This window comes from Azospirillum thiophilum, from assembly GCF_001305595.1.
Lineage (GTDB): Bacteria > Pseudomonadota > Alphaproteobacteria > Azospirillales > Azospirillaceae > Azospirillum > Azospirillum thiophilum.
In genome coordinates this window covers 1,041,161-1,063,995 of the sequence record NZ_CP012402.1, presented here as the reverse complement: position 1 = coordinate 1,063,995, position 22,835 = coordinate 1,041,161, and the positions used below count along the sequence as shown (strand labels likewise).

Here is a 22,835-nt window from a genome sequence, read left to right as displayed (position 1 = left end):
ATTGGTTGCCGGATCTTTAGCGGGGTGCCGCCGTCCTGTCCAAGGCAAGATTGAGCGCCAGCACATTGACCGTCGGCTCTCCGAGGAAGCCCAGCGGGCGCGGCGCGGTGTTGGCGGCGACCAGCTGGCGGACGGCATCCTCGCCCAGGCTGCGCGCCCGGGCGACGCGCGGCACTTGGAAGTCGGCGGCAGCCGGCGACAGGTGGGGGTCGAGCCCGCTGCCCGATGCGGTCACAAGGTCCACCGGAACTGCAACGCCTGGGTTCTCTGACTTCAGTTTCCCGGCATCGGCCTCGACCCGCTCGGCCAGCGCCTTGCTCGTCGGACCGAGGTTGGAGCCCATTGAATTGGCGGCATTGTAGGGTTGCGAGGTGGATTTCGCCGGGTCGGCCGGGTCGGCGCCGGTGGTGGCCGACGGGCGCGGGTGGAAATAGCGGTCACTGGCGAATTCCTGCCCGATCAGGCCGGAGCCGACGACGGTCCCGTTCCGTTCGATCAGGCTGCCGTTGGCCTGATGCGGGAAGAGGGTTTGCGCGATGCCGGTGACGGCCAGCGGGTAGGCGAGGCCGGTGACGACCGTCAGGGCGACGGTCATCACCAGGGCGGGACGCAGTTCCTTCAACATGTCGGGCTCCTCAAACCAGGCCGATGGCGGTGACGATCAGGTCGATGGCCTTGATGCCGGCGAAGGGCACCACCAGCCCGCCGAGGCCGTAGATCAGCAGGTTGCGGCGCAGCAGGGACGCGGCTCCGACCGCGCGGTAGCTCACGCCGCGCAGCGCCAGCGGGATCAGCGCCACGATGATCAGCGCGTTGAAGATGATCGCCGACAGGATGGCGCTTTCCGGGCTGGCGAGATTCATCACGTTCAGCGCCTGGAGCTGCGGGTAGAAGGCGAGGAACATCGCCGGGATGATGGCGAAATACTTCGCCACGTCGTTGGCGATGGAGAAGGTGGTCAAGGCGCCGCGGGTCATCAGCAGCTGCTTGCCGATCTCGACGATCTCGATCAGCTTGGTCGGGTCGCTGTCGAGGTCGACCATGTTGCCGGCCTCGCGCGCCGCCACCGTGCCGGTGTTCATCGCGACGCCCACATCGGCCTGGGCCAGCGCCGGCGCGTCGTTGGTGCCGTCGCCGCACATGGCGACCAGCTTGCCCTTCGCCTGCTCGTCGCGGATCAGCTGCAGCTTGGCCTCCGGCGTCGCCTGGGCGAGGAAATCGTCCACCCCGGCCTCGGCGGCGATGGCGGCGGCGGTCATCGGGTTGTCGCCGGTGATCATCACCGTGCGGATGCCCATCTGGCGCAGCGCCGCGAAACGCTCGCGGATGCCGCCCTTGACGATGTCCTTCAGATGGATGACGCCGAGCAGCCGTCCGTCGCGCGCCACCGCCAGCGGCGTGCCGCCGGCCTTGGCGACCCGTTCGGAAATCGCGAGGATCTCGCGCTCCACAGGGTCGGCCGCCGGGTGCAAGGCAGCGACACTGCGCCCACCGGCTACCGCGATGCGTTGCGAGCCGCGGACATGGGCCAGAACCGCGTCCACCGCGCCCTTGCGGATCACCGCCCCGTCGGTGTCGATGCCGCTGATGCGGGTCTGCGCGGTGAAGGGGACGAAATGGGCGTGCATCTCCTCCATGGCGCGGGCGCGGATGCCGTAATCCTGCTTGGCCAGCACGACGATGGAGCGGCCTTCCGGCGTCTCGTCGGCCAGCGAGGCGAGTTGGGCGGCGTCGGCCAGCTCCTCCTCGCCGACGCCGGTGACGGGCAGGAACTCCGATGCCTGGCGGTTGCCGAGCGTGATGGTCCCGGTCTTGTCGAGCAGCAGCGTGTCGACGTCGCCCGCCGCCTCGACCGCCCGGCCCGACATGGCGAGCACGTTGAAGCGCACCAGCCGGTCCATGCCGGCGATGCCGATGGCCGACAGCAGCGCGCCGATGGTGGTGGGGATCAGGGTGACGAACAGCGCCACCAGCACCAGCACGCCGACAGATCCGCCGGCATAGACGGCGAAGCTGGGGATCGTCGCCACCGCGATGACGAAGACGATGGTCAGCCCGGCCAGCAGGATGTTCAGCGCGATCTCGTTGGGCGTCTTCTGGCGCTGGGCGCCTTCCACCAGCGAGATCATGCGGTCGAGGAAGGTCGAGCCGGGCGCAGCGGTGATGCGCACCGTGATGTGGTCGGAGATGACCTGCGTGCCGCCGGTGACGGCCGAGCGGTCGCCGCCGCTCTCGCGGATGACGGGGGCGGATTCGCCGGTGATGGCGGCCTCGTTGACCGAGGCGACCCCCTCCACCACCTCGCCGTCCGACGGGATGATGTCGCCGGCCTCCACCAGCACGAGGTCGCCGGGCTTGAGGGCGGTGGCGGGAACGGTGCGGACCGTCCCGTTCTCCAGCTTCTTGGCGCTGGTCTCGGTGCGGGTCCTGCGCAGGCTGGCGGCCTGGGCCTTGCCGCGCCCCTCCGCCACCGCCTCGGCGAAATTGGCGAAGATCAGGGTGAACCACAGCCAGACGACGATCTGGATGGCGAAGCCGCTGACACCTGCCCCGGTGACCGCATCGCGCAGGACCAGCAGGGTGGCCAGTGCCGCCACCGCCTCGACGCAGAACATCACCGGGTTGCGGATCATCTGGCGCGGGTCGAGCTTGCGGAGAGAACCGCCGATGGCCGGCAGCAGGATGGCAGGGTCGAGCAGCGTGCTGGCCGACGACTTGGCCGGTTTCCGGCCCGACCGTTTGCTTATGGCATGCATGGGAGCGTTCCCGATCAGAAGAGGGTGCCGGCGGACATCGCCAGATGCTCGGCCACCGGGCCGAGGGCGAGGGCCGGGAAGAAGGTCAGGCCGCCGACGATCAGGATGACGCCGACCAGCAGTCCGACGAACAGCCCGTCATGGGTGGGGAAGGTGCCGGCCGAGGCAGGCGCCCGCCGCTTGGCCGCCAGCGAGCCGGCGATCGCCAGCATCGGCACGATGACGAGGAAGCGCCCGACCAGCATCGCGACGGCGAGCGTGACGTTGTACCAGGGGGTGTTGCCGGTCAGCCCGCCGAAGGCGCTGCCGTTGTTGGCCGCACCGGAGACATAGGCGTAGAGCGCTTCGGAAAAGCCGTGCGGGCCGGCATTGGCCATCGACGTGGTGCCGGTGTCGAGAACCACGGCGAAGGCGGTGAAGCCCAGCATCATCAGCGGCAGGCACAGGATGGCGAGCATGGTCATCTTGACCTCCTTCGCCTCCAGCTTCTTGCCGAGATATTCCGGCGTGCGGCCGACCATCAGCCCGGCGACGAACAGCGCGACGATGGCGAACAGCAGCATGCCGTAGAGCCCGGCGCCGACACCGCCGACGATGATCTCGCCCAGCATCATGTTGATCATCGGCACCATGCCGCCCAGCGGCATGAAGCTGTCATGCATGGCATTGACCGCACCGCAGGAGGCGGCGGTGGTGACGGTCGCGAAGAGCGCGGATGCGGCGATGCCGAAGCGGGTCTCCTTGCCCTCCATGTTGCCGGCCGAGCCGTCGATGCCCAGCGCGGCGAAGGCCGGATTGCCCTGCGCTTCCGCCCAATAGGCCAGCGTGACGCCGGCGACGAACAGCAGCCCCATGGCGGCAAGGATCGCCCAGCCCTGACGCTCGTCCCCGACCATGCGGCCGAACAGGTTGGTCAGTCCGGCCCCCAGCGCGAAGATCGACAGCATCTGCACGAGGTTGGTCAGGGCGTTGGGATTCTCGAAGGGGTGGGCGGAGTTGACGTTGAAGAAGCCGCCGCCGTTGGTGCCCAGCATCTTGATCGCCTCCTGCGAGGCGACGGGGCCGAGCGAGATGGTCTGCTTCGCCCCTTCCAGCGTGGTGGCGTCGACGGCTCCCGCCAATGTCTGCGGCACACCCTGCCACACCAGGAAAAGGGCGTAGAGGATGCAGAGCGGCAGCAGGACGTAGAGCGTGCAGCGGGTCAGGTCGACCCAGAAATTGCCGACCGTGCGGGAGGATGCGCGGGAAAAGCCGCGCACCAGCGCCACCGCCAGCGCGATGCCGGCCGCCGCCGAGACGTAGTTGTGGAAGGTCAGTCCCATCATCTGGACCAGATGGCCCATGGTGGTCTCGCCGCCGTAATTCTGCCAGTTGGTGTTGGTGGTGAAGCTGGCCGCGGTGTTGAAGGCGAGGTCGGCGGGAACCGCCGCCATGCCCAGCGGGTTTAGCGGCAGCACGTCCTGCAACCGCTGCAGGGCGTAGAGAAGCAGCATGCCGGCGGCGCTGAACAGCAGCATCGACACGGCGTAGGTCACCCAATGCTGCTCGGTCTTCTCATCGACCCCGGCCAGACGGTAGAGCCCGCGTTCGACGGGGCCGAGAACGGGCGACAGCAGCGTGCGTTCCCCGGTGAAGACGCGAGTCATGAAGCCGCCCAGGGGCCGCGTCACCGTGGCGACCAGGGCGAGGAAGACGAGGATTTGAATCCAGCCGTTGACGGTCATGGAAAGGAGCTCCTCAGAACCGTTCCGGGTGGATCAGGGCGTAGACCAGATAGGCGAACAGCCCGATGGCCATGATGCCGGCCAGTGCGTAGTCGAGGGTCATGCGGGCGCCCTCCTACAGCCGGTCGCAGGCGTGGACATAGGCGACTGACGCGGCGAAGAAGCCGACGGTGAGCGCCAGGAACAGGATGTCGAGCATTGTGTCGTCTCCGGGATTGCGCACCCTTCGTCCCGATCGTCGCGCCGGTTCGGCACCGGCGGGATAACCTGGATCAAGAGGGAGCGCGACCATGGGAGCGTGCGCCGGAACCGCGTATAAATTCGATGGGGGGCGGCGGGGACGAAAAATATAAAAGACGTATACGGAGGGGGGCTGCCCGATGGCCGGACCGGTGCTCAGCCACCGAAGATCACCTCGCGATCGATGTCGGACAGACGTGGCCGCCCGGTCAAGGCCATCGCCACCTCCAGCTCGGTCTGGAGCAGGGTCAGCATATGGGCCACGCCGGCAAGCCCGCCAACCGCCAGCGCATGCAGCACCGGCCGTCCGACCAGCACGGCGTCGGCGCCCAGCGCGATCGCCTTCAGGATGTCGGTGCCTCGGCGGATGCCGCCGTCCATCAGCAGCGGCAGGCGGCGGGCGACCCTGGCGGCCACTGCCGGCAGTGCGTCGATCGAGGCGGGCAGGGTGTCGAGCGTCCGGCCGCCATGGTTGGAAACGATGAGGCCGCGTGCTCCGGCCGCGATGGCCGGCTCTACGTCGTCCGGATTGAGGATGCCCTTCAGCAGGATGGGCAGCGGCGTCCGTCCGCACAGCCACTCCACCGTGTCCCAGGTCGGGGCGGCGTGGAGCATGCCCTGGAACACCGGGCTGCCGGGCCGTGCCGGCTTGAAGCCGTCGGGTGCAAGGCCGGCGAGGTTGACCGGGGCGATGTCGGGAGGCAGGCGGAAGCCGGCGCGCTGTTCGATGTTGCGCATGCCGTTCACCGGCGCGTCCACCGTCAGGACCAGCGCCTTGCAGCCGGCATCCTCCGCCCGCCGCACCAGGGTCAGGGTATCGCCCCGCAACGGCTGGGTGTAGAGCTGGAACCACAGGGGCGCCGTCGCCCGCGCGGCGATCTCGTCCAACCGGACGCTGGCCTGGGTGCTGACGGTCATCCAACTGCGGGTCAGGCCGGCGGCCTCCACCGTCGCCAGTTCGCCGTCCCGATGGACCAGCTTGTGATAGGCCATCGGAGCCAGGATGATCGGGTAATCCAGCATCTCCCCGAACAGCTCCGACCGGGCGGTCGCGCCGGACAGGTCGCGCAGCACGCGCGGCATCAGCCGCAGCCGGTCGAAGGCTTCGCGGTTGGCGCTGAGGGTGATCCCGTCGGCCCCGGCCCCGGCGATGTAGGCGCGGATGGCCGGATCGACCCGGTCGTCGAAATGGCGCTCGTAGTCGGCCAACGAAACGGTGTCGGGTGGAACCATCATGGACGAACCTCATTCCGGTGTGCCGGCCCCGCGCAGGCGCTGGCCTTCGCGCCGGCCTGCGTGGCCAGGGCCCGGATGCGGGGATCGGGATGCGGTGCCAGCGCCGCGGCCATGCTGCGGTAGAAGTCCGGGAAGCCGCTGTCGAGTGCGAGGCGGAACCAGCGCAGCGCCTCCTCCGCCGACCCATCCCGCAGAAGCATGCGGGCATGGTTGAAGCGGCCCCAGCAGTCGCCGCCTTCCGCCGCCGCCCTGAACAGGGCGCGCGCCGCGCCGTGGGCGGCCGGAACTGCCCGCCCGCTCTCGTGGAACAGCCCCAGCATGTTCAGCGCCTTGGCGTTGCCCCTGGATGCAGAGGCTGCATAGAGCCGGTAGGCGGCCTCGTCGTCGGCGGGAACGCCGATGCCGTGGCAATGGAGGTCGGCCAGATTGAACATCGCCCAGCCGTCGCCGAGATCGGCGGCCCTGCGGTAATGGGCGGCGGCCTGGCAGGGATCGGCTTGGATGCCCCAGCCATGTTCGAGGCAGCGGCCCAGCATGGTGATGGCGCGGGCGTCGCCGCCGCGCGCGGCGCTGCGGAACCAGGCGACCGCCCGGTCCCCCTCGCCACGGTCGAGGCAGGACTGGCCGAGCGCCAGCAAGGTGTCGGCGATGCTCAATCCCGGCGAACAGGAGGCTCTTGTGCCCTCGGCCATCACAGCTCCGCCCAGCGGCGCAGCAGGTTGTGGTAGTGGTTGACCAGCGACAGCACCGCGTGGTGGCCGTCGCCCAGCTCCTGCCGCAGATCGATGATCGCCATGTCGAGGTCGTAGAGCATGGCGCGCAGCCCGTCGTCGCGGACCATCGACTGGGTGAAGAAGAAGGAGGCCCAGCGCGACCCGCGCGTCACCGGGCTGACCCGATGCAGGCTGCTGGACGGATAGACCACGGCGTGGCCGGCGGGCAGCTTGACCGACTTGGTGCCGTAGGTGTCCTCGACGATCAGTTCACCGCCGTCATATTCCTCGGGATCGCCGAGGAAGATGGTGGTCGACACGTCTGCCCGCATGCGCAGGCCGCCGCTGCCGGGGATGGCGCGGATGCTGTTGTCGACATGGAAGCCATAAGTCATCGCCGGATCGTAGCGGTTGAACATCGGCGGCAGGACCCGCAGCGGCAGCACCGCCGAATTGAAGGCCGGGCTGCGGGCCAGCGCGCGGAGGATGACCATGCCGAGTTCCCGCGCCGTCTCGCTCTCCTCCGGGATTTGCAGGTTGTGCTTCGCCCCGGCCGCCTGGTCGCCGGCGGTGACGCGCCCGTCCACCCAGGGGGAGGCCTTCAGCACCGCCCGGCACTGCGCGATCTCTCCGGCGGTGAGGATATCGGGAATCTGCAGGAGCATGGCGGGTTTCCTCGTAGAACAGAGATCAGGCAGCGGACAAAGGACAACGGACAACCGGCCGGACCGCCCGTCGCAGGCGGTCCGGCCGGCCTTTTCAGACCTTGTGATGACCGATCAGCGTGCTCAGAACGTCAGTCCCGTCGTCAGCATGACCGTCCGACCCGACGCGGGCACGGCACGGCTGGCGTTGAACGCCGAGGTGTAGTTGCGATGGTCGGTCAGGTTGTAGCCGTTCAGGGCCACCGAGACGTTGCTGAACTCGTAGGACACCATCGCGTCGGCCGAGAAGCTGTCGGGCATGCGGGCGGTGTTGGCGCTGTCCGCCCAATATTCCGACGCATATTGCACGCCGCCGCCGACCGTGAACTTCCCGGAGATGCCGGCCTTGAACCCGTAGGTCGTCCACAGGCTTGCATTGTGCTTGGGCACGTTGGCGGCGACCTTGCCGACGACGGCCGGGTTGGTGCGGGCCTCCGTCACCTTGCCATCGAGATAGGCGTAATTGGTGTAGATGTTCCAGTGCTCGGTCACCTCGCCGCTGATGCTGGCCTCGAAGCCGCGGACGCGGATGCCGAGCCCGGATTCGGAGAAGCCGTCGGTGACGGTGCCGGTGGTCGGATCGATCGAGTAGGTGTTGGACTTCTCGGCCTGGAAGATCGCGGCGCTGACGCCCAGCCGGCCGTTCAGGAAGTCGGCCTTGCCGCCGATCTCGTACAGGTCGGTCTGTTCCGGATCGAAGTTGCGGGCACTGTTCGGCGTCTCGGCCGTGCCGTTGGTCACCGCCGCGGCGATATCCGTGCCGATCGGTTTGTAGGAGCGCGAGAACGAAGCGTAGACCGACGATTCCTTGGTCGGCTCGTAGATCAGGCTGACCGAGGGGCTCCAGGTCCGTTCGGTTCCGGTGCCGCCCGCGACCGTCGGGCTGGCGGCGCCGAAGCTGGTGCGGAAGTAATCCCAGCGCAGGCCACCCTGGACCGACAGCTGGTCGAACAGCCACACGCGGTCGGTCACGAACAGGCCGGTGTTGGTGACGCTCGCCTGGCGCCCGCCGCTTTCCGGAAAGATGATGGCGGTATTGGCGGCATAGCTGTGGGAGGGCGACCGCACGGTCTGGCTGTTGGTGCGGTTGACCCAGGTGCCGGTCTCGCGCTTGTCGCGCTGGTAGCTGACGTCCAGGCCGCCGTTCAGCGCGTGGCGCAGCCCGAACAGCGTGCCGTCGAACTTCGCGCCGGTGACGTTCTGGACGCCCCAGCCCTGCTGCTTGAAGGCCATGCCGCCGCCGGCACCGTAGGCCAGCGCAGGGTTGCGGCCTGCCAGGAATTGGGTCGCGCTGGCACCGCTGATCGCTGCCGGGGTGGTGGAGGCGAAGTTGCGCTGGTAGTGGCTGAAGCGGGAGTCGTTGTAGATGGACAGCGACCTGTTCACCTCATGCGAGGAGGTCGACGTTAGGATGTGGTTGGCGGTGTCGTCGCGGTCGAGGTTGCGGACGTAGGAGGTGGAGCGGTCGAGGCCGAATTCGCCGGCCGGCCGGAAGATGCCGTCGCGGCCCTGCACCATCGGCTGCCCCATGTCGGGCGTCTTCTCGCCCTTGAGGAAGGCGTAGTTGAGGTGCCAGGTGGTCGATGTGCCCAGCCCCAGGCCGAGGTCGGCGGCGATGCCGCGGCGGTCGGACTCGACCTCGTCACGGTCGGCGACGTTCTGGCTGTGGTAGAGGCCGTTCACCCGCAGCGCCGCGGTATCGCCGAGCGGCTGATTGACGTCCACCGTCGTGCGGTAGGTCGGGCCGCTGCCGACCGACTGGTCGATCCGCACCTTCGGTTGCAGGGATGCCTTCTTGGTGCCCTGGTTGATGACGCCGCCGGAATTGCCGACGCCGAAGCCGTTGCCCGACGGGCCCTTGAAGACCTGAACCGTCTCGGTGTTGAAGACGTCGTGGGTGTAGACGCCGAAATCCTTGAGGCCGTCGGTGTAGATGTCGCCCCGAGCCGTCAGGCCGCGGATGCGGAACTGGTCGCCGTTCTGGCCGCCGTTGCCCTCGCCGGTCGAGATGGTGATGCCGGGCACGTTGCGCAGCGTCTGTTCCAGCGAGGTGGCGCGCTGCTGCTCGATGATCTCCTGCGGGACGACGTTCACGACGCGTGGGGTATCCTTGACCGTGTCGGGCAGGCGGGACACGCCGGTCGGTGCGCTGTTGACGTTGCCCGTCTCGGGCGCGGCGGCATCGACCTTGATGGAATCGAGCTGAAGGGCGTCGCCGGAGGAGCGCTGCGGCGTGGGGCCGGTTCCCGGAGCGCCGGTTCCCGCGCCGGCCGCCTGCGCATCTACCGTGGACGAAAGAGCGAAGGTCATGGCCAGACTGGCGGTGGCGGCCGCACCGGCCAGAAGGGGTCGCAGTCCATGGGTGGAGGTGGTCTGTCGCATCAAGCTCTCCCGAAATGCGCCAAGGGCGTGTGTCTGTCGCTGTCAGCGCTTCTACCAACGGGATAGGCCCCCCGGACAATGACTGAGATTCAGAATTATTCTAAATTGCAAAATCTGGTGGATATTGTTTGCATCCAAGCGACTGCTGCACGCACCAATGGCGTGTAAAGGTTCTTGTCAGAGTTTGCTGCCGCTGGACCTTTGGCCTTTGAAATTTAGTTTTGTATCAAAGGTTTGTTGCCGGATCGGAATCGCGGTTCAGTCGCGCACCGGCTGAAAATCCCTTTTTTTGTCCGACCACTGTTGCCGAAACGCAACTATGATAATAAGAATTATTTGCATTTTCTGAGCGGTCAGCGGAGCCGGCGGGCTTTCCACAATTCCTCGGCCCTGGCCATGGCTTCGCCGATGCCGATACGGACGGTGTCCGGCAGGGCGAACAGTGCGAAGGCTGTCGTGCCGACGATGATCCGTTCGGCGCGGGCGTCGCGCATGGCTCCGCTCCACACCCCTTGCCAGTAGTCCAGGCTGGTGCCGCGCGGGCGCGGGGTGACAGGCGGCTCCCCGATGAGGGCGGGCAGGGCGAGGTCGGCCGGCTCGCCGTCGATCAGCCGGTGGATGGTGGCGGGTCGGAAAGGCGCATATTGGGCGACGTCGCGAACGCTGCCCAGTACCGCCATGTCCTTCCAGCCCAGGAGCCGGGCGGTATCGCGATGCAGATCCCGATAAGACGGCTTTGCCACGCCCAACAGGCTGGTCCGTCCGCCGCCGGGCTTCAGCAGATGGACGGCTTCCAACGCCGCCGTGCGAAACTGGGTCAGCCGGTGCAGGGCGATCAGCCGATGGATCTGCGGGGCGAGCGCGGTCAGCGGGACATAGGCGATCCGTTCGCCGTCCAGGGCGGCGGCGATGTCGTCCGCGGTCGGACAGACCGGGATCCCCAGCGCGGAGGCGACAACCTCATAGCGTCCGGCAGCGCCGCCGCTTCCGGTGTTGCCGTGCAGCAGGACGCGATACCCGGCTTGCGCCACCAGCTTCGCGGCATGAAAGAACCAGGGCGGGTTGTGGTAATTGGGCGAGGTGAAGCAGGGCCAATCCACATCGGCATGGATCGTCCGGCCCAGCCGGCCGGCGACATGCGCCTGCATCGCCCGTACGAAGCCGGCAAGTTCCGGTGCGGTCGCTCCGCGCACGCGCATCATGCCGAACAGCGCGCCGATCTGGATCGGGTCGGCGTCACCGGCCAGGACGATGCCCATCGCCTCTTCGGCTTCCCCACCGGTCAGCGGGCGACCATGCCCGCCGCCGGCGATCCCGAGCGTGCCGACATGGCGGGCCAGACGGTCATGGGGGGAAGCGCTCTGGCCGAGCCGCTCCAGATTCGCGATCACCTCATCCGGTGTCGGCTGCCCTTCCAGCAGGTTGGCCGGGCGGGTGGCGAGAGGCGGAACCGGAGTGCCGCCGGGCTTGTTCCAGCCGGGATCGAAGGGCGACTCAGCGGCCGGGCCGGCCACCATCGGTACGAACAGGCTGTCTATTGCCGCCGCCAGCGCCTGTACCTTCGGTCGCAGCGCTTCGGCGAAGGGGGTGGGGACGAGGCCGCGGCCCGAGCGGACGAACAGCGGATCGCCGAACTCCTCCCGCATCTGGCCGAGCAGGCGGCTGAGTGCCGACGTCTGCATGTCCAACTGCCGGGCGGCCAAGGTGACGTTGCGCTTCGACAGCAGGGCATCGAAGGCGACGATCATGCGCCCGCGCTTCAATTGGTCGCTTTGCCGGTGGGATGCGAGCGGGTCCGGCCAGGGCACGGATGGAAGATCGTTCATGGTGCCCATCGGGTGCCCCAGGGTCTTGCAGATGCTTTCCGCGAACGTGGCGCGGCCATTATGCTTGATTCCCGATAATGATATGCATTCGCGTTGCAGTGCAAGATCCCGGCCCGTTCGGTTTGGATTTCATTTGAAGGCGAGCAGGATCACGCCGGCCGCGATCAGGACGACGCCCAGCCAATTCGCTCCCGACAGTTTCTCACCCAGGAAGACGACGCCGAACAGGGCGACCAGCACCACGCTGAGCTTGTCGACGGGAGCCACCTGCGAGGCGGGGCCGAGCTTCAGCGCGCGGAAATAGCACAGCCAGGACGCACCGGTGGCCAGCCCGGACAGGATGAGGAACAGCCAGGACTTGCCGGAAACCGTGGACGGCGACAGGGATTGGCCCGAGGCGACGACGATGCCGATCAACAGCAGGAAGATGACGCCGGTCCGGATCAGCGTCGCCATGTCGGAACCGACGCCCTCGACGCCGACCTTGGCGAGGATCGCGGTCAGCGCCGCGAAGCAGGCCGACAGCAGCGCCCACAGCATCCAGGATGGAAGCAGATTATCGGTCATTCGTTCGATTCCCTTCGCGTTTCCCGTATTGTTCGATATGAGGTGAGCCCGGCAGGGCCCGGCAAGGCGATCCTGTACAGGACGCGAAGGTCCCGGAAGGACCGTTCGCGACCGCACCGACCCTTTCGGCGCTGCGAGTGTCAGGCATGCCGGGGCATTGCTTTGGACAGATCCAAAGTTTTTGCAAGTAAGAATGAGTAGCGTTAGCATGTGCCCTGGATCAACCCCCGGGGGCGCGGCCGATTCAGTTCTTCCGGCCCGGGCGGCCGGCGCCTCGACGCCTGCGGCACCCTTCGCCGCCCGCCCATCCGCTGACATCCTGGACATGCTTGGGAGTTGTGATGACCATCGTGACACGCCGCAGAGACCTGTTGACGGCGGGCCTGGCGATCGGCTTTGCCGGCCTGACCCCTCTCGCGATGCCCCGGCTGGCAGCCGCCCAGACGGCGGCCACCCCCGGCACCGTGCGCCATGCCCGCGGCGAAACCAGGCTGGCGAAGGCGGTGGGCAAGGTCCTGTGCTTCGACATGGCCTCCCTCGATACGCTGGATGTGCTGGGTGTGCCGGTGGCGGGTGCGCCGACCGGGCTGAAGCCCTCCCATCTCGCCAGGTATGACGGCCCGGACTATGCCCGGATCGGCACGCTGTTCGAGCCGGACTACGAGGCGGTGAACGCGGCGGACCCCGACCTGATCATCGTCGGCGGGCGGTCCGCCCCCAAATATGCCGAGCTGTCGGCCATCGCGCCGACCATCGACATGACCGTGAAGACCGAGCGATTCATCGACAGCGCGCTGGACAATGCCGGCACGCTGGGCCGGATCTTTGGCAAGGACGCCGAGGTGAAGGCCCGCGCCGACAGGCTGCGCGCGTCGATCGCGGATCTGCGGACGGTCGCTGCCGGGGCGGGCCGGGGTCTGCTGGTGCTGACCACCGGCGGCAAGCTCAGCGCCTATGGGCCGGGGTCGCGCTTCGGGGTGCTCCACACCGAATACGGCATCGTGCCGGCGGCGGACGGCCTGGACACCGCCAACCACGGGCAGGCGATCAATTTCGAGTTCATCCTGCAGACCAACCCGGACTGGCTGTTCGTGATCGACCGGGACTCCGCCATCGGGCGCGAGGGCCAGTCCGCCCGCCAACTGCTGGACAACGACATCGTGCGCCGGACGACGGCCTGGCAAAAGGGGCAGGTCGCCTATCTGGACGCGGCGAACTGGTACCTGATCGGCGGCGGGCTGAACGCGTTGCAGAAAGATGTCGACGGCATCGAGGCGGCGCTGACGGGGAAGGCGTGACGATGGCCGCCCACCTGTCCGCCGCCGGCATCTTCGCCGGCGACGGCGGATCGCCGGCATGAGGGGACTCGTCCCGGCCGCCGCGCCTGTCGCCGCTGCCGTTGCCGCCGCAGTTGTCGTCATCCTGCTGGCGGCGGCCAGTCTGTTCGTCGGTGTCAGCGACGTATCCGTCGGCACCCTGTTCGGCCGTGTGTCGGACGACGCGGCGCAGATCCTGCTGATCAGCCGGATCCCGCGCACCTTGGCGCTGATCCTGGCCGGTGCGGGGATGGCGGTGTCCGGCCTGATCCTGCAGTTGCTGGCCCGCAACAAATTCGTCGAGCCCTCCACCGCAGGTACCGCGGAATCGGCGGTGTTCGGCATGCTGATGGTGACGCTGCTGGCACCGGAAACGCCGATCCTCGGCCGGATGCTGGTGGCTGGAGCCTGCGCGCTGGCCGGCACCGCGCTGTTCCTGGGCATCCTGCGGCAGATGCCGTTGCGCTCGCCGATGATCGTGCCGCTGGTCGGCATCATGCTGGGGGCGGTCATCACCGCGTCGACCGAGTTCGTCGCCTACCGTTTCGACCTGATGCAGTCGGTGCGCGCCTGGGAGACCGGCGACTTTTCCGGCGTGCTGCGCGGGCGGTACGAGCTGCTGTGGATCGGCGCCGTGCTGACCGCGGTGGCCTACGCCGCGGCCGACCGCTTCACCGTCGCCGGATTGGGGGAGGATTTCACCACGAACCTCGGCCTCGACCACCGGCGCGTCGTTTCGCTCGGGCTGGTCATCGTGTCGCTGGTCACCGCGGCGGTGATCGCCACCTGCGGCATGATCCCCTTTCTCGGCCTGATCGTGCCCAACTTGGTCAGCCTGACGCTGGGCGACAACATGCGCCGGTCGCTGCCTTGGGTGGCGCTGTCGGGTGCCGCGCTGGTGCTGGCCTGCGACATCGCCGGGCGGCTGGTGATCCGCCCCTACGAAATCCCCATCGGCACGACGATGGGCATCGTCGGCAGTGCGATCTTCCTCTATCTTCTGTTGCGGAAGAATAGTCATGCCGGTTGATCGCCGACCGGTTCATAGCCGTGCGATGCCGCCGGCCATCCTGCTCGCCGGCCTCGGCGGGCTGACCATCGCGGCCATCTTCTTCTTCCTCACGCTGGGTGCGCGCGGCAACTGGGGCTTCATCCTGGCCTTCCGCGGGACCAAGGTCGCGGCGATGATGCTGGTCGGCTATGCCATCGCCGTCTCGACTGTCCTGTTCCAGACCATCACCAACAACCGGATCCTGACCCCGTCGATCATGGGGTTCGATTTCCTCTACCGGCTGATCCAGACGGTGATGGTCTTCCAGCTCGGCTCCGCCACCGTCGCCGCCTTCGATCCGCGCCTGCGCTTCGGGATCGAGGTGGGGGCGATGGTCGCCTTCTCCTGGCTGCTCTATCGCTGGCTGTTTTCCGGCAGCCTGCGCGGTCTGCACCTGCTGATGCTGGTCGGCATCGTCTTCGGCGTGCTGTTCCGCAGCCTTGCCGGCTTCCTGCAGAGGGTGATCGATCCCAACGAGTTCCTGGTGGTGCAGGACCGGCTGTTCGCCAGCTTCAACCGGGTGGACGGCCAATTGCTGGCGGTGTCGGCGCTGGTGGTCCTGGCGGTGTCGGTGGCGGTCTGGCGCAACGCGCGGGTGCTGGACGTGCTGGCGCTGGGGCGGGAGGCGGCGATCAACCTGGGCGTCGACCACCGGCGGGAGGTCACGCGCATCCTGGTGATGGTGTCGGTGCTGGTCGCGGTTTCCACCGCGCTGGTCGGGCCGGTGACCTTCTTCGGGCTTCTGGTCGCCAACCTGGCCTATCTGCTGGCCGACACGCATCGCCACCGGCTGATCCTGCCGGTCGCGGCGCTGGTCGCCAGTCTGACGCTGATGGCTGGCCAGCTGGTGCTGGAACGGCTGCTGGGCTTCAACGGAGCCCTCGGCATCGTCATCGAATTCCTGGGAGGCATCGTCTTCCTGGTCATCCTCGTGCGGAGAGCGGCCCGATGATCGAGGTCCGGAACATCAGCAAATCCTATGGCGACACCCTGGTCGTCGACGACGTCTCGATCGCCCTGCCGGCCGGCGGCGTGATCTCGCTGATCGGCGCGAACGGCGCCGGAAAATCGACGCTGCTGTCGATCATCAGCCGGCTGTTGCCGATGTCCGCCGGTACCGTGACGGTGGAGGGGATGGACGTGACGACGACGCCCGGCGACGTGCTGGCCCGCCGCCTGTCGATCCTGCGCCAGGACAACCAGATGACGGCGCGCCTGACCGTGCGGGACCTGATCGCCTTCGGCCGCTATCCCCACAGCAAGGGACGGCTGACGGTGGAGGACAGGGGCCATATCGAGCGGGTGATCCGTTACCTGGACCTGGAGGCGGTCGCCCACCGCTTCCTCGACGAGCTGTCCGGCGGCCAGCGCCAGCGGGCCTTCATCGCCATGGTGCTGTGCCAGGACACCGAATACATCCTGCTGGACGAGCCGTTGAACAACCTGGACATCAAGCACGCGGTGGCGATGATGAAGCTGTTCCGCCGCACCGCCGACGAGTTCCGCAAGACCGTGATCCTGGTGCTGCACGACATCAATTTCGCATCTTGCTATTCGGACCGCATCGTGGCGATGCGCGATGGACGCATCGCCTACGAAGGGCCGCCGGAGGAGATCATCACCCCCGACGTCATCCGCGACCTCTACGGCGTGGAGGCCGACATCCACGAAATCGACGGCCGGCGGATGGCGCTGTATTTCCGCTGATGGATTTGGGCTGAAAAGCCGATGGCCGGCGTGGAAAGGATGCCACCTCTCCTGCGCCGGCCATCGAAGGCTGTTGGGATCGCGCGATCCGTCCTATTGCGCCGTCAGCCGGCCGGCGCGGAACGCCTCGATGGTCCGCATCACGCCCCGCAGTTCGGCCAGCCCCTTCAGCCGGCCGACGAAGGAATAGCCGGGGTTCATCGTCTGGCCGATGTCGTCGCCCAGCAGATGGCCGTGGTCGGGCCGCATCGGGATCTGGGCATCGGCGCGCCCGGCCGCCTTGCGGCGCTCCTCCTCGGCGATCATGGCGGCGGCCACGCCGATCAGGTCGGTGTCGCCGCCCAGATGGTCGGCCTCGTAGAAGGAACCGTCCGGCTCGTGCGTGGTGTTGCGCAGATGGACGAAATGGATGCGCGGCGCGAACTCCTTCGCCATCGCCACCAGATCGTTCTTCGGGTTGGAGCCGAAGGAGCCGGTGCACAGGGTCAACCCGCAGGCCTCCTGCGGCACCGCTTCGAACAGCGCCCGCACATCCTCGGCGGTGGACATCACGCGCGGTAGACCGAAGATCGGGAAGGACGGGTCGTCGGGATGGATGCACAGCCGCACCCCTTCCTCTTCCGCCACCGGCGCGATCTCGCGCAGGAACTCGATCAGGTTGGTGCGCAGATCCTCGACGCCGATCTCCTGGTAGAGCTCCAGCATGCCGCGGAAGCTGTTGCGGTCATAGGCGAAGTCACGGGCTGGCAGCCAGTCGATCAGGTTGCGTTCCAGCTCGGCCACCTGTTCCACGGTCATCGCCTCGAACCGCGTCTTGGCGGCGGCGACATGGGCCGGGTCGTAGCTGGCCTCGGCGTTCTTGCGCTGCAGCACGAACAGGTCGTAGGCGGCGAAGTCGACGCTGTCGTAGCGCAGGGCATAGCCGCCGTTCGGCAGCCGGTGCATCAGGTTGGTGCGGCTCCAGTCGGTGATGACCATGAAGTTGTAGCAGATCACCGGGATGCCGGCGCGGGCGACGTTGCGGATCGACTGCTTGTAATTGTCGATCTTGGTCCGGTAGTCGCCGGTGCGGGTCTTGATCTCCTCGCCGACGCCGATGCTTTCCACCACCGCCCAGGTCAGGCCAGCGGCTTCGATCATGGCGTGGCGCTTCTGGATTTCCTCAGGAGTCCAGACGCTGCCCTGGTTCATGTGATGCAGCGCGGTGACGATGCCGGTTGCACCGGCCTGACGGGCCTTCTCCAGGGTGACGGGATCATCGGGGCCGAACCAGCGCCAGGTCTCTTGCATGATCATGGTCCTTTCAAAAATCGGAAATTGCTGCGGGGAGCGGACCCGCTACGGATTTGGGGGGATTCAAGGGGCGGCGAGAAAGGCCTCGAGCGTCGGGCGGACCCCGGCGGTCATCAGGCTTTCGAGCCATGCGACGACGGCGGTGCGGAACGCGGCCTCGGCGGCCAGTTCCGGCGCGAAGACGTCGCCGATGGCGAACAGGGCGTCGGCCAGGGCGGCGGGGTCGTCGCGGTGGGCGCGGGCGATGCCGGTCAGCGCGCCCGCCAACGGGTCGGCCACCTTGTAGGCATTGCCCGCCTCGTCCACCTCCAGCAGGAAGCGCATCCAGGCGGCGACCGCCAGCGGGATCACCGCGGGGATCCTGCCGGCGGCGAACAGCTCGCGGGCCGGCTCCAGCAGGCGCGGCGGCAGCTTCTGCGAGCCGTCGGACGAGATCTGGATGGTGCGATGCCGGATGCCGGGGTTGCGGAAGCGCGCCTCCAGCGCCGCGGTGTAGGCGGGAATGTCGGTGCCCGGCACCGGCGGCAGGGTGGGGATCAGATCCTCGGCCCACAGCCGGCGCATGACGGCGGGCAGATGCGGGTCGGCCATGGCGTCGGCGATGGTCTCGATGCCGGCGACCACCGACAGGTAGGCCAGAAGCGAATGGGCGCCGTTCAGGCAGCGCAGCTTCATCAGCTCGAACGGGTGGACGTCATCGACCAGGATGGCGCCGGCCTTCTCCCAGGCCGGGCGGCCGAGCGGGAAGCGGTCCTCGATGACCCATTGCTTGAAGGGCTCGCTGACCACCGGCCAGGCGTCGCGGCAGCCCAGCGCCGCGTCTACAGTGGCGCGGTCGGCGTCCTGCGTGGCGGGCGTGATGCGGTCGACCATGGTGCAGGGGAAGGAGACATGCTCCGCGATGTAGGCGGCGAGCTCCGGATCGCGCAGTTCGGCATAGCGGATTACGATGCCGCGCACCTTGATTCCGTTCTGGGCGAGGTTGTCGCAGACCAGCACGGTGAAGGGCGCCAGCCCGGCGGCGCGGCGGCGGCGGATCGCCTCGGCCAGCAGGCCGGGCACGCTGCGCGGCGCTTCGGGAGCGGCGAGGTCGGCGCGGATCAGCGGATGCATCTCGTCCAGCGAGCCGGTGGCGGCGTCCTGGCAATAGCCCTTCTCGGTCACCGTCAGGGTGACGATGCGGATCTCCGGCGTGGACATCAGCGCCAGCGCCTCGTCCAACTGGTCTGCGGTGGCCATGGCGTCGAGGAAGGATCCGACGACACGCAGGCTGTCGCGGCCGTCCTCGCGCACCAGCAGGGTATAGAGTCCGTCCTGCGGCTTCAGCGCGTCACGGATCGCCGGCGACAGCGGATCGACGCCGACGATGCCCCAGCCGGTTTCGCCGGTCGCCAGCACGTCGTCGGTGTAGGTGGCGAGATGGGCACGGCAGAAGGCGCCGAGGCCGATATGGACGATCCCCGGCGTCACCGCGGCGCGGTCGTAGGCGGGGCGTTCGATCGCCGGAGGCAGGCGGTCGAGGATGGTGCGGGAAAGACGTTTCGCCAGCAGGGCGGTGTTCGCGTCGGGCATGATGGGCTCCGGTTCGCGGCGGTCGCTGCGGTCTTCCCGTTCGGTGGGGGAGGCCGGTGCTCCGTCATTCGGGGACAGGATGGTCGGTCGGGACAGGGCTCCGGGGCGGGGTGCCCCGGAGCCTTGGGGCGGTTTCAGGCGTTGGGCAGGGTGTCGCGTCGTCTCAGACCTCGATCCCCGCCGGGGTCATGCCCGACCCGGTCTTCGGCAGGATGAAGTGCATGATCGCCAGACCGACGAGGTAGAGCACGGAGGCGATGGCGAACAGCACCTGATAGTTGCCGTCGGTCGCATCCAGCAGGCGGCCGACGCCCATCGACACGAACATGCCGACGAAGTACGCGCAGAAGCCGCCGATGCCGACCACGGACCCCACCGCGTTGCGCGGCATGGTGTCGGAGACGATGGTGTAGACGTTGGCCGAATAGCCCTGATGGGCGGAGGCGGCGATGCCGATCAGCAGGACGGCGACCCACATGCTGGAAACCGTGGAGGCGAAGAACACCGGCAGCACGCACAGGCCGCAGACCAGGAAGGTCAGCTTGCGGGCGCGGAGCGGCTTAACGCCGCGCTTGATCAGGTGAGAGGAGAACCAGCCGCCGCCGACGCTGCCGAAATCGGCCATGGTGTAGATGATGATCAGCGGCAGCATCGCCCCGAATAGGTTCACGCCATACTGCTTGTTCAGGAAGCCCGGGACCCAGTTCAGGTAGAACCACCACACCGGCGCGGAGAAGCAGGTGCCGACGATGTTCGCCCAGGTGCCGCGGTAGGTCAGCAGCTTGATCCAGGGGATGTTCTCCTGCGGCAGCACCGGGTCGCTGCGGATATAGGCCAGTTCCTCGGCCGTCAGCTTCGGATGCTCTTCCGGCTTGCGGTAGATCAGCAGCCAGGCGATGACCCAGAAGAAGCCGATGCCGCCGGTGACCAGGAAGGCGGCCTGCCAGCCATAGGCGACCAGCAGGATCGGCACCAGGATCGGCGCCACGACCGCGCCGACGTTGGATCCCGCGTTGAAGATGCCGGTGGCGAGCGCCCGTTCCTTGGCCGGGAACCATTCCGACACCGCCTTGATCGAGGCCGGGAAATTGCCGCCCTCGGTCAGACCCAGCCCGGCGCGGGCGACCTTGAAGCCGAAGACGCTGCCCATGAAGGCATGGATGCAGGCGAAGAAGCTCCAGCCGGCGACCGCGGCCGGCAGGCCGATGCGGATGCCGACCTTGTCCATCAGGCGGCCGCAGCCGATGTAGCCGAAGGCGTAGGCCAGCGAGAAGGCGGCGACGATGTCGCCATAGTCCGACTCCGTCCAGCCCATGTCGCCCATCAGTGTGGACTTCAGCAGGCCCAGAACCTGCCGGTCCATGTAGTTGATGGTGGTCGAGAAGAAGAGCAGGGCGCAGATGGTCCAGCGGTAGCGACCGATGGCCTTGCTCACCGTGACCGCAGCCTTGCCGATTCCGCCGGCTGTCCGTGCCGGCTCGTCCGTCGCAGCCCCAGGGGCCGCGCCGGCAATGATCTGTTCGCTCATGATTTGGCGTCTCCAGCCAGGACGCGTGTCACCGCCGCCGGTCATCGCACCGGCGTTGCACGCCGGCGCCGATCCTGCATCGTCTTCGGGCCGACCTCCTGCGGATGCGCGGGCCCCGGTCTCGGGAGCCCATGCGGCGGCAGGCGGCGGTCACGCGCTTCAGAACTGTTTCCTGGAGCAGTCCGGCCATCGTCGGGAGCGGTGCCGCTTCGGTACCGTTCGTGGCGTTGCATACTACCATTCCAGTTGCTGGTATGGTAGTTGCGCTCCCTGCCGGCGGTCAACGGCGCCGGCTGCGGCATTTCGTCAGGGCGCCACGCCCGAGGGCGGCCCCCTTCGCCGTGCCGACATGGCTTCGCGGTGGTGGCATCCTCATTCGTTCGGCCAATGCGAACCGATGGGTCGCCGGACCGTGGTAGTCGCAGGGCGCGATGGGTAAGTGGCTGCAAAAGCAGGACGCCAAGGCAATCCCAGGGTGTAGCGTTCTTCGGCTTGTCTGTGACCAGCGGAGGAAACCGTCATGGAGCGGGAACTCGGGCAGAATTCGGGCCGGTCCGGCCGGTTCATTGTGGGCGGCGCCCATCGTGACCTGCTGTTCGGTGGAGATGGAAACGACACCGTCATTGGCAACCGCGGAAACGACTATATGGAGGGCGGGGCAGGCCGGGACCGTTTCGTCCTCCGGCCGGGAGACGGCTGGGACTGCATCGGTGACTTCCAGGGCGGGGCGGGCGGCGACCTGCTGGATTTGACCGGGTGGGACGGGGTCGGCAGTCTGCAAGACGTGCTGGCCAAGTCGCATCAGGACAGCGATGGACTTGTTCTCGATTTCGGCCCGCGCGACGGCGTGAAGCTGATGGGCCTGTCGCGGGACGACCTCACCCCAGGCAATCTCAGGCTGAAGCCCCATCATGGTCATGCCGCCGCCGTGTTCGCGGCGGTGGATGGCGACCATGGCGGCGAATTGTGGGGAACGGACGGCCGCCGCGCCTTCCTGCTGCGCGACATTCATCCCGGCTCCGCAGATTCCGCCCCGCAATCCCTGGTCGCGGCTGATGGGCTCGTGTTCTTCACGGCGGACGACGGCGTTCATGGCCGTGAATTGTGGTCCACCGATGGAACGCCGGCCGGAACGCGCATGGTGAAGGACATCGATCCGGGGGCGTCCTCGTCCGCGCCGCTGGCGCTGACGGAACTGGACGGCCGCCTGTATTTCCAGGCGGATGACGGGAGCCACGGAAACGAACTGTGGGTCAACGATGGAACGCCGGCCGGAACGCGCATGGTGAAGGACATAAATCCGGGCGGGCTGGACTCCTATCCCTACAACCTGACCGCAGTCGGCGACGAACTGTTCCTTTCGGCCAGCGACAGCGAGCATGGCCGGGCGTTGTGGCGATCCGATGGAACGGCGAGGGGGACTGTCCTGGTCAAGGACTTCTACCCCGGCAGCTTCGATCCGCCGGTGCCGCTGCCGATCCTGCCGACGCACTTCACCGCGGTCGACGACCGGTTGTTCCTGACCGCTTGGGACGGTACCGGTTCCTACAGTCAGCTGTGGGTGACGGACGGCACCGGGGAGGGAACCGTCAAGCTGCTCGACGGTGTCGGCGACGATCCGAAAGTCGGACGTCCGGCGATCCTGACTGCGGTGGATGACACGCTGTTCTTCAACCGCGGAGAGGACCTGTGGAAGAGCGACGGCACGCCGGAAGGCACCGCCCTGGTGAAGGATTTTCCATCGGTCGGTCTTTCCCTTCCCGGCCTGTTCACCGCCTTCGATGACCGGATTGCCTTCGTCGCCGACGACGGGGAGCATGGCGACGAACTTTGGATATCGGACGGGACGGAGCGGGGGACACGCATGGTGAAGGACATCGCGCCAGGCAGCGCCGGGTCCGGCGTCGGGGATTTCGCCGTCGGGGACGATACCCTGTTCTTCACCGCGGATGACGGCGTGCACGGCAGGGGGCTTTGGATGAGCGATGGCACCGAAGGCGGCACGCACATGATGACGGACAGGTCCCACGACACGGCATGGACCCAGCCCACGAACCTGCGCGCTGTCGGCGATAGCCTCTATTTCACCGCGGCCGACGCCACCCAGCCCGGCGCGCTGTTCCGTTTCGATACCGGCAAGGGCGAGGTGACGCAGATCGCCAGCGCGCAACCCTTCAGCCTGCCGTACAACGCTTTGGGAATCGTCGGGCTTTGAAGGCC

General features: G+C 67.6%; 18 protein-coding genes. 5 read left to right on the top strand and 13 right to left on the bottom strand.

The features are described from left to right. Positions 1-16: 16 nt before the first annotated feature. From AL072_RS18275 to AL072_RS18230, 10 genes are all read right to left on the bottom strand, one after another. Entirely contained in the window at positions 17-625 is a 609-nt protein-coding gene (locus AL072_RS18275) for a K(+)-transporting ATPase subunit C (protein WP_045582872.1), read from the bottom strand. A 10-nt stretch (positions 626-635) separates the two neighbouring features. After that, positions 636-2,756, bottom strand: coding sequence for a potassium-transporting ATPase subunit KdpB (kdpB, locus tag AL072_RS18270; RefSeq protein ID WP_045582873.1), 2,121 nt, complete (start codon positions 2,754-2,756; stop codon positions 636-638). Positions 2,757-2,770: 14 nt separating this feature from the next. Beyond that, on the bottom strand, positions 2,771-4,480 hold the full coding sequence (gene kdpA, locus AL072_RS18265) for a potassium-transporting ATPase subunit KdpA (RefSeq protein ID WP_045582874.1): 1,710 nt from the start codon (positions 4,478-4,480) through the stop codon (positions 2,771-2,773). 13 nt (positions 4,481-4,493) lie between these two features. Continuing rightward, positions 4,494-4,583: a K(+)-transporting ATPase subunit F gene (gene kdpF / locus AL072_RS18260; RefSeq protein WP_045582875.1), complete on the bottom strand. Its 90-nt coding sequence runs from the start codon at positions 4,581-4,583 to the stop codon at positions 4,494-4,496. Positions 4,584-4,876: 293 nt separating this feature from the next. Further along, positions 4,877-5,956: an alpha-hydroxy acid oxidase gene (locus AL072_RS18255; RefSeq protein WP_045582876.1), complete on the bottom strand. Its 1,080-nt coding sequence runs from the start codon at positions 5,954-5,956 to the stop codon at positions 4,877-4,879. After that, positions 5,953-6,648, bottom strand: coding sequence for a tetratricopeptide repeat protein (locus AL072_RS18250; RefSeq protein WP_045582877.1), 696 nt, complete (start codon positions 6,646-6,648; stop codon positions 5,953-5,955). The genes AL072_RS18255 and AL072_RS18250 overlap by 4 nt, the downstream gene beginning before the upstream one ends. Next, positions 6,648-7,334, bottom strand: coding sequence for a Fe2+-dependent dioxygenase (locus tag AL072_RS18245; RefSeq protein ID WP_045582878.1), 687 nt, complete (start codon positions 7,332-7,334; stop codon positions 6,648-6,650). The genes AL072_RS18250 and AL072_RS18245 overlap by 1 nt, the downstream gene beginning before the upstream one ends. A 123-nt stretch (positions 7,335-7,457) precedes the next feature. Further along, positions 7,458-9,755 (bottom strand): TonB-dependent receptor, encoded by a 2,298-nt coding sequence (locus AL072_RS18240; protein WP_082109012.1) that lies wholly within the window; start codon positions 9,753-9,755, stop codon positions 7,458-7,460. 353 nt (positions 9,756-10,108) lie between these two features. After that, positions 10,109-11,581: a glycosyl transferase family protein gene (locus AL072_RS18235; RefSeq protein WP_245636840.1), complete on the bottom strand. Its 1,473-nt coding sequence runs from the start codon at positions 11,579-11,581 to the stop codon at positions 10,109-10,111. 129 nt (positions 11,582-11,710) lie between these two features. Then, positions 11,711-12,148 carry an EamA family transporter gene (locus AL072_RS18230; protein WP_045582880.1) on the bottom strand — a complete coding sequence of 146 codons (438 nt, stop codon included), beginning with the start codon at positions 12,146-12,148 and terminating at the stop codon, positions 11,711-11,713. Positions 12,149-12,489: 341 nt separating this feature from the next. Between AL072_RS18230 and AL072_RS18225 the strand changes: the two genes are divergently transcribed. The 4 genes from AL072_RS18225 to AL072_RS18210 are packed head-to-tail and all read left to right on the top strand — an operon-like array spanning position 12,490 to position 16,222. After that, a complete protein-coding gene (locus tag AL072_RS18225) occupies positions 12,490-13,446 on the top strand; it encodes a siderophore ABC transporter substrate-binding protein (protein ID WP_045582881.1) in 957 nt (318 codons plus the stop codon). A gap of 58 nt (positions 13,447-13,504) precedes the next feature. After that, a complete protein-coding gene (locus AL072_RS18220; protein ID WP_045582882.1) occupies positions 13,505-14,494 on the top strand; it encodes an ABC transporter permease in 990 nt (329 codons plus the stop codon). After that, on the top strand, positions 14,484-15,467 hold the full coding sequence (locus AL072_RS18215) for an iron chelate uptake ABC transporter family permease subunit (protein ID WP_045582883.1): 984 nt from the start codon (positions 14,484-14,486) through the stop codon (positions 15,465-15,467). The genes AL072_RS18220 and AL072_RS18215 overlap by 11 nt, the downstream gene beginning before the upstream one ends. Next, positions 15,464-16,222 (top strand): iron ABC transporter ATP-binding protein, encoded by a 759-nt coding sequence (locus AL072_RS18210; protein ID WP_045582884.1) that lies wholly within the window; start codon positions 15,464-15,466, stop codon positions 16,220-16,222. The genes AL072_RS18215 and AL072_RS18210 overlap by 4 nt, the downstream gene beginning before the upstream one ends. A 93-nt stretch (positions 16,223-16,315) precedes the next feature. On the opposite strand, the gene uxuA is transcribed toward AL072_RS18210, so the two are convergent. From uxuA to AL072_RS18195, 3 genes are all read right to left on the bottom strand, one after another. Then, on the bottom strand, positions 16,316-17,518 hold the full coding sequence (gene uxuA / locus AL072_RS18205; RefSeq protein ID WP_425388598.1) for a mannonate dehydratase: 1,203 nt from the start codon (positions 17,516-17,518) through the stop codon (positions 16,316-16,318). Between the two features lie 60 nt (positions 17,519-17,578). Beyond that, on the bottom strand, positions 17,579-19,087 hold the full coding sequence (locus AL072_RS18200) for a mannitol dehydrogenase family protein (RefSeq protein ID WP_045582885.1): 1,509 nt from the start codon (positions 19,085-19,087) through the stop codon (positions 17,579-17,581). Between the two features lie 163 nt (positions 19,088-19,250). Beyond that, the gene (locus AL072_RS18195; protein ID WP_082109013.1) at positions 19,251-20,615 is read right to left on the bottom strand and encodes an MFS transporter; all 1,365 of its coding nucleotides are present in this window, start codon (positions 20,613-20,615) and stop codon (positions 19,251-19,253) included. Between the two features lie 520 nt (positions 20,616-21,135). On the opposite strand from AL072_RS18195, the gene AL072_RS18190 reads away from it, so the two are divergent. Beyond that, entirely contained in the window at positions 21,136-22,830 is a 1,695-nt protein-coding gene (locus tag AL072_RS18190) for an ELWxxDGT repeat protein (protein WP_052710084.1), read from the top strand. Positions 22,831-22,835 lie beyond the last annotated feature (5 nt).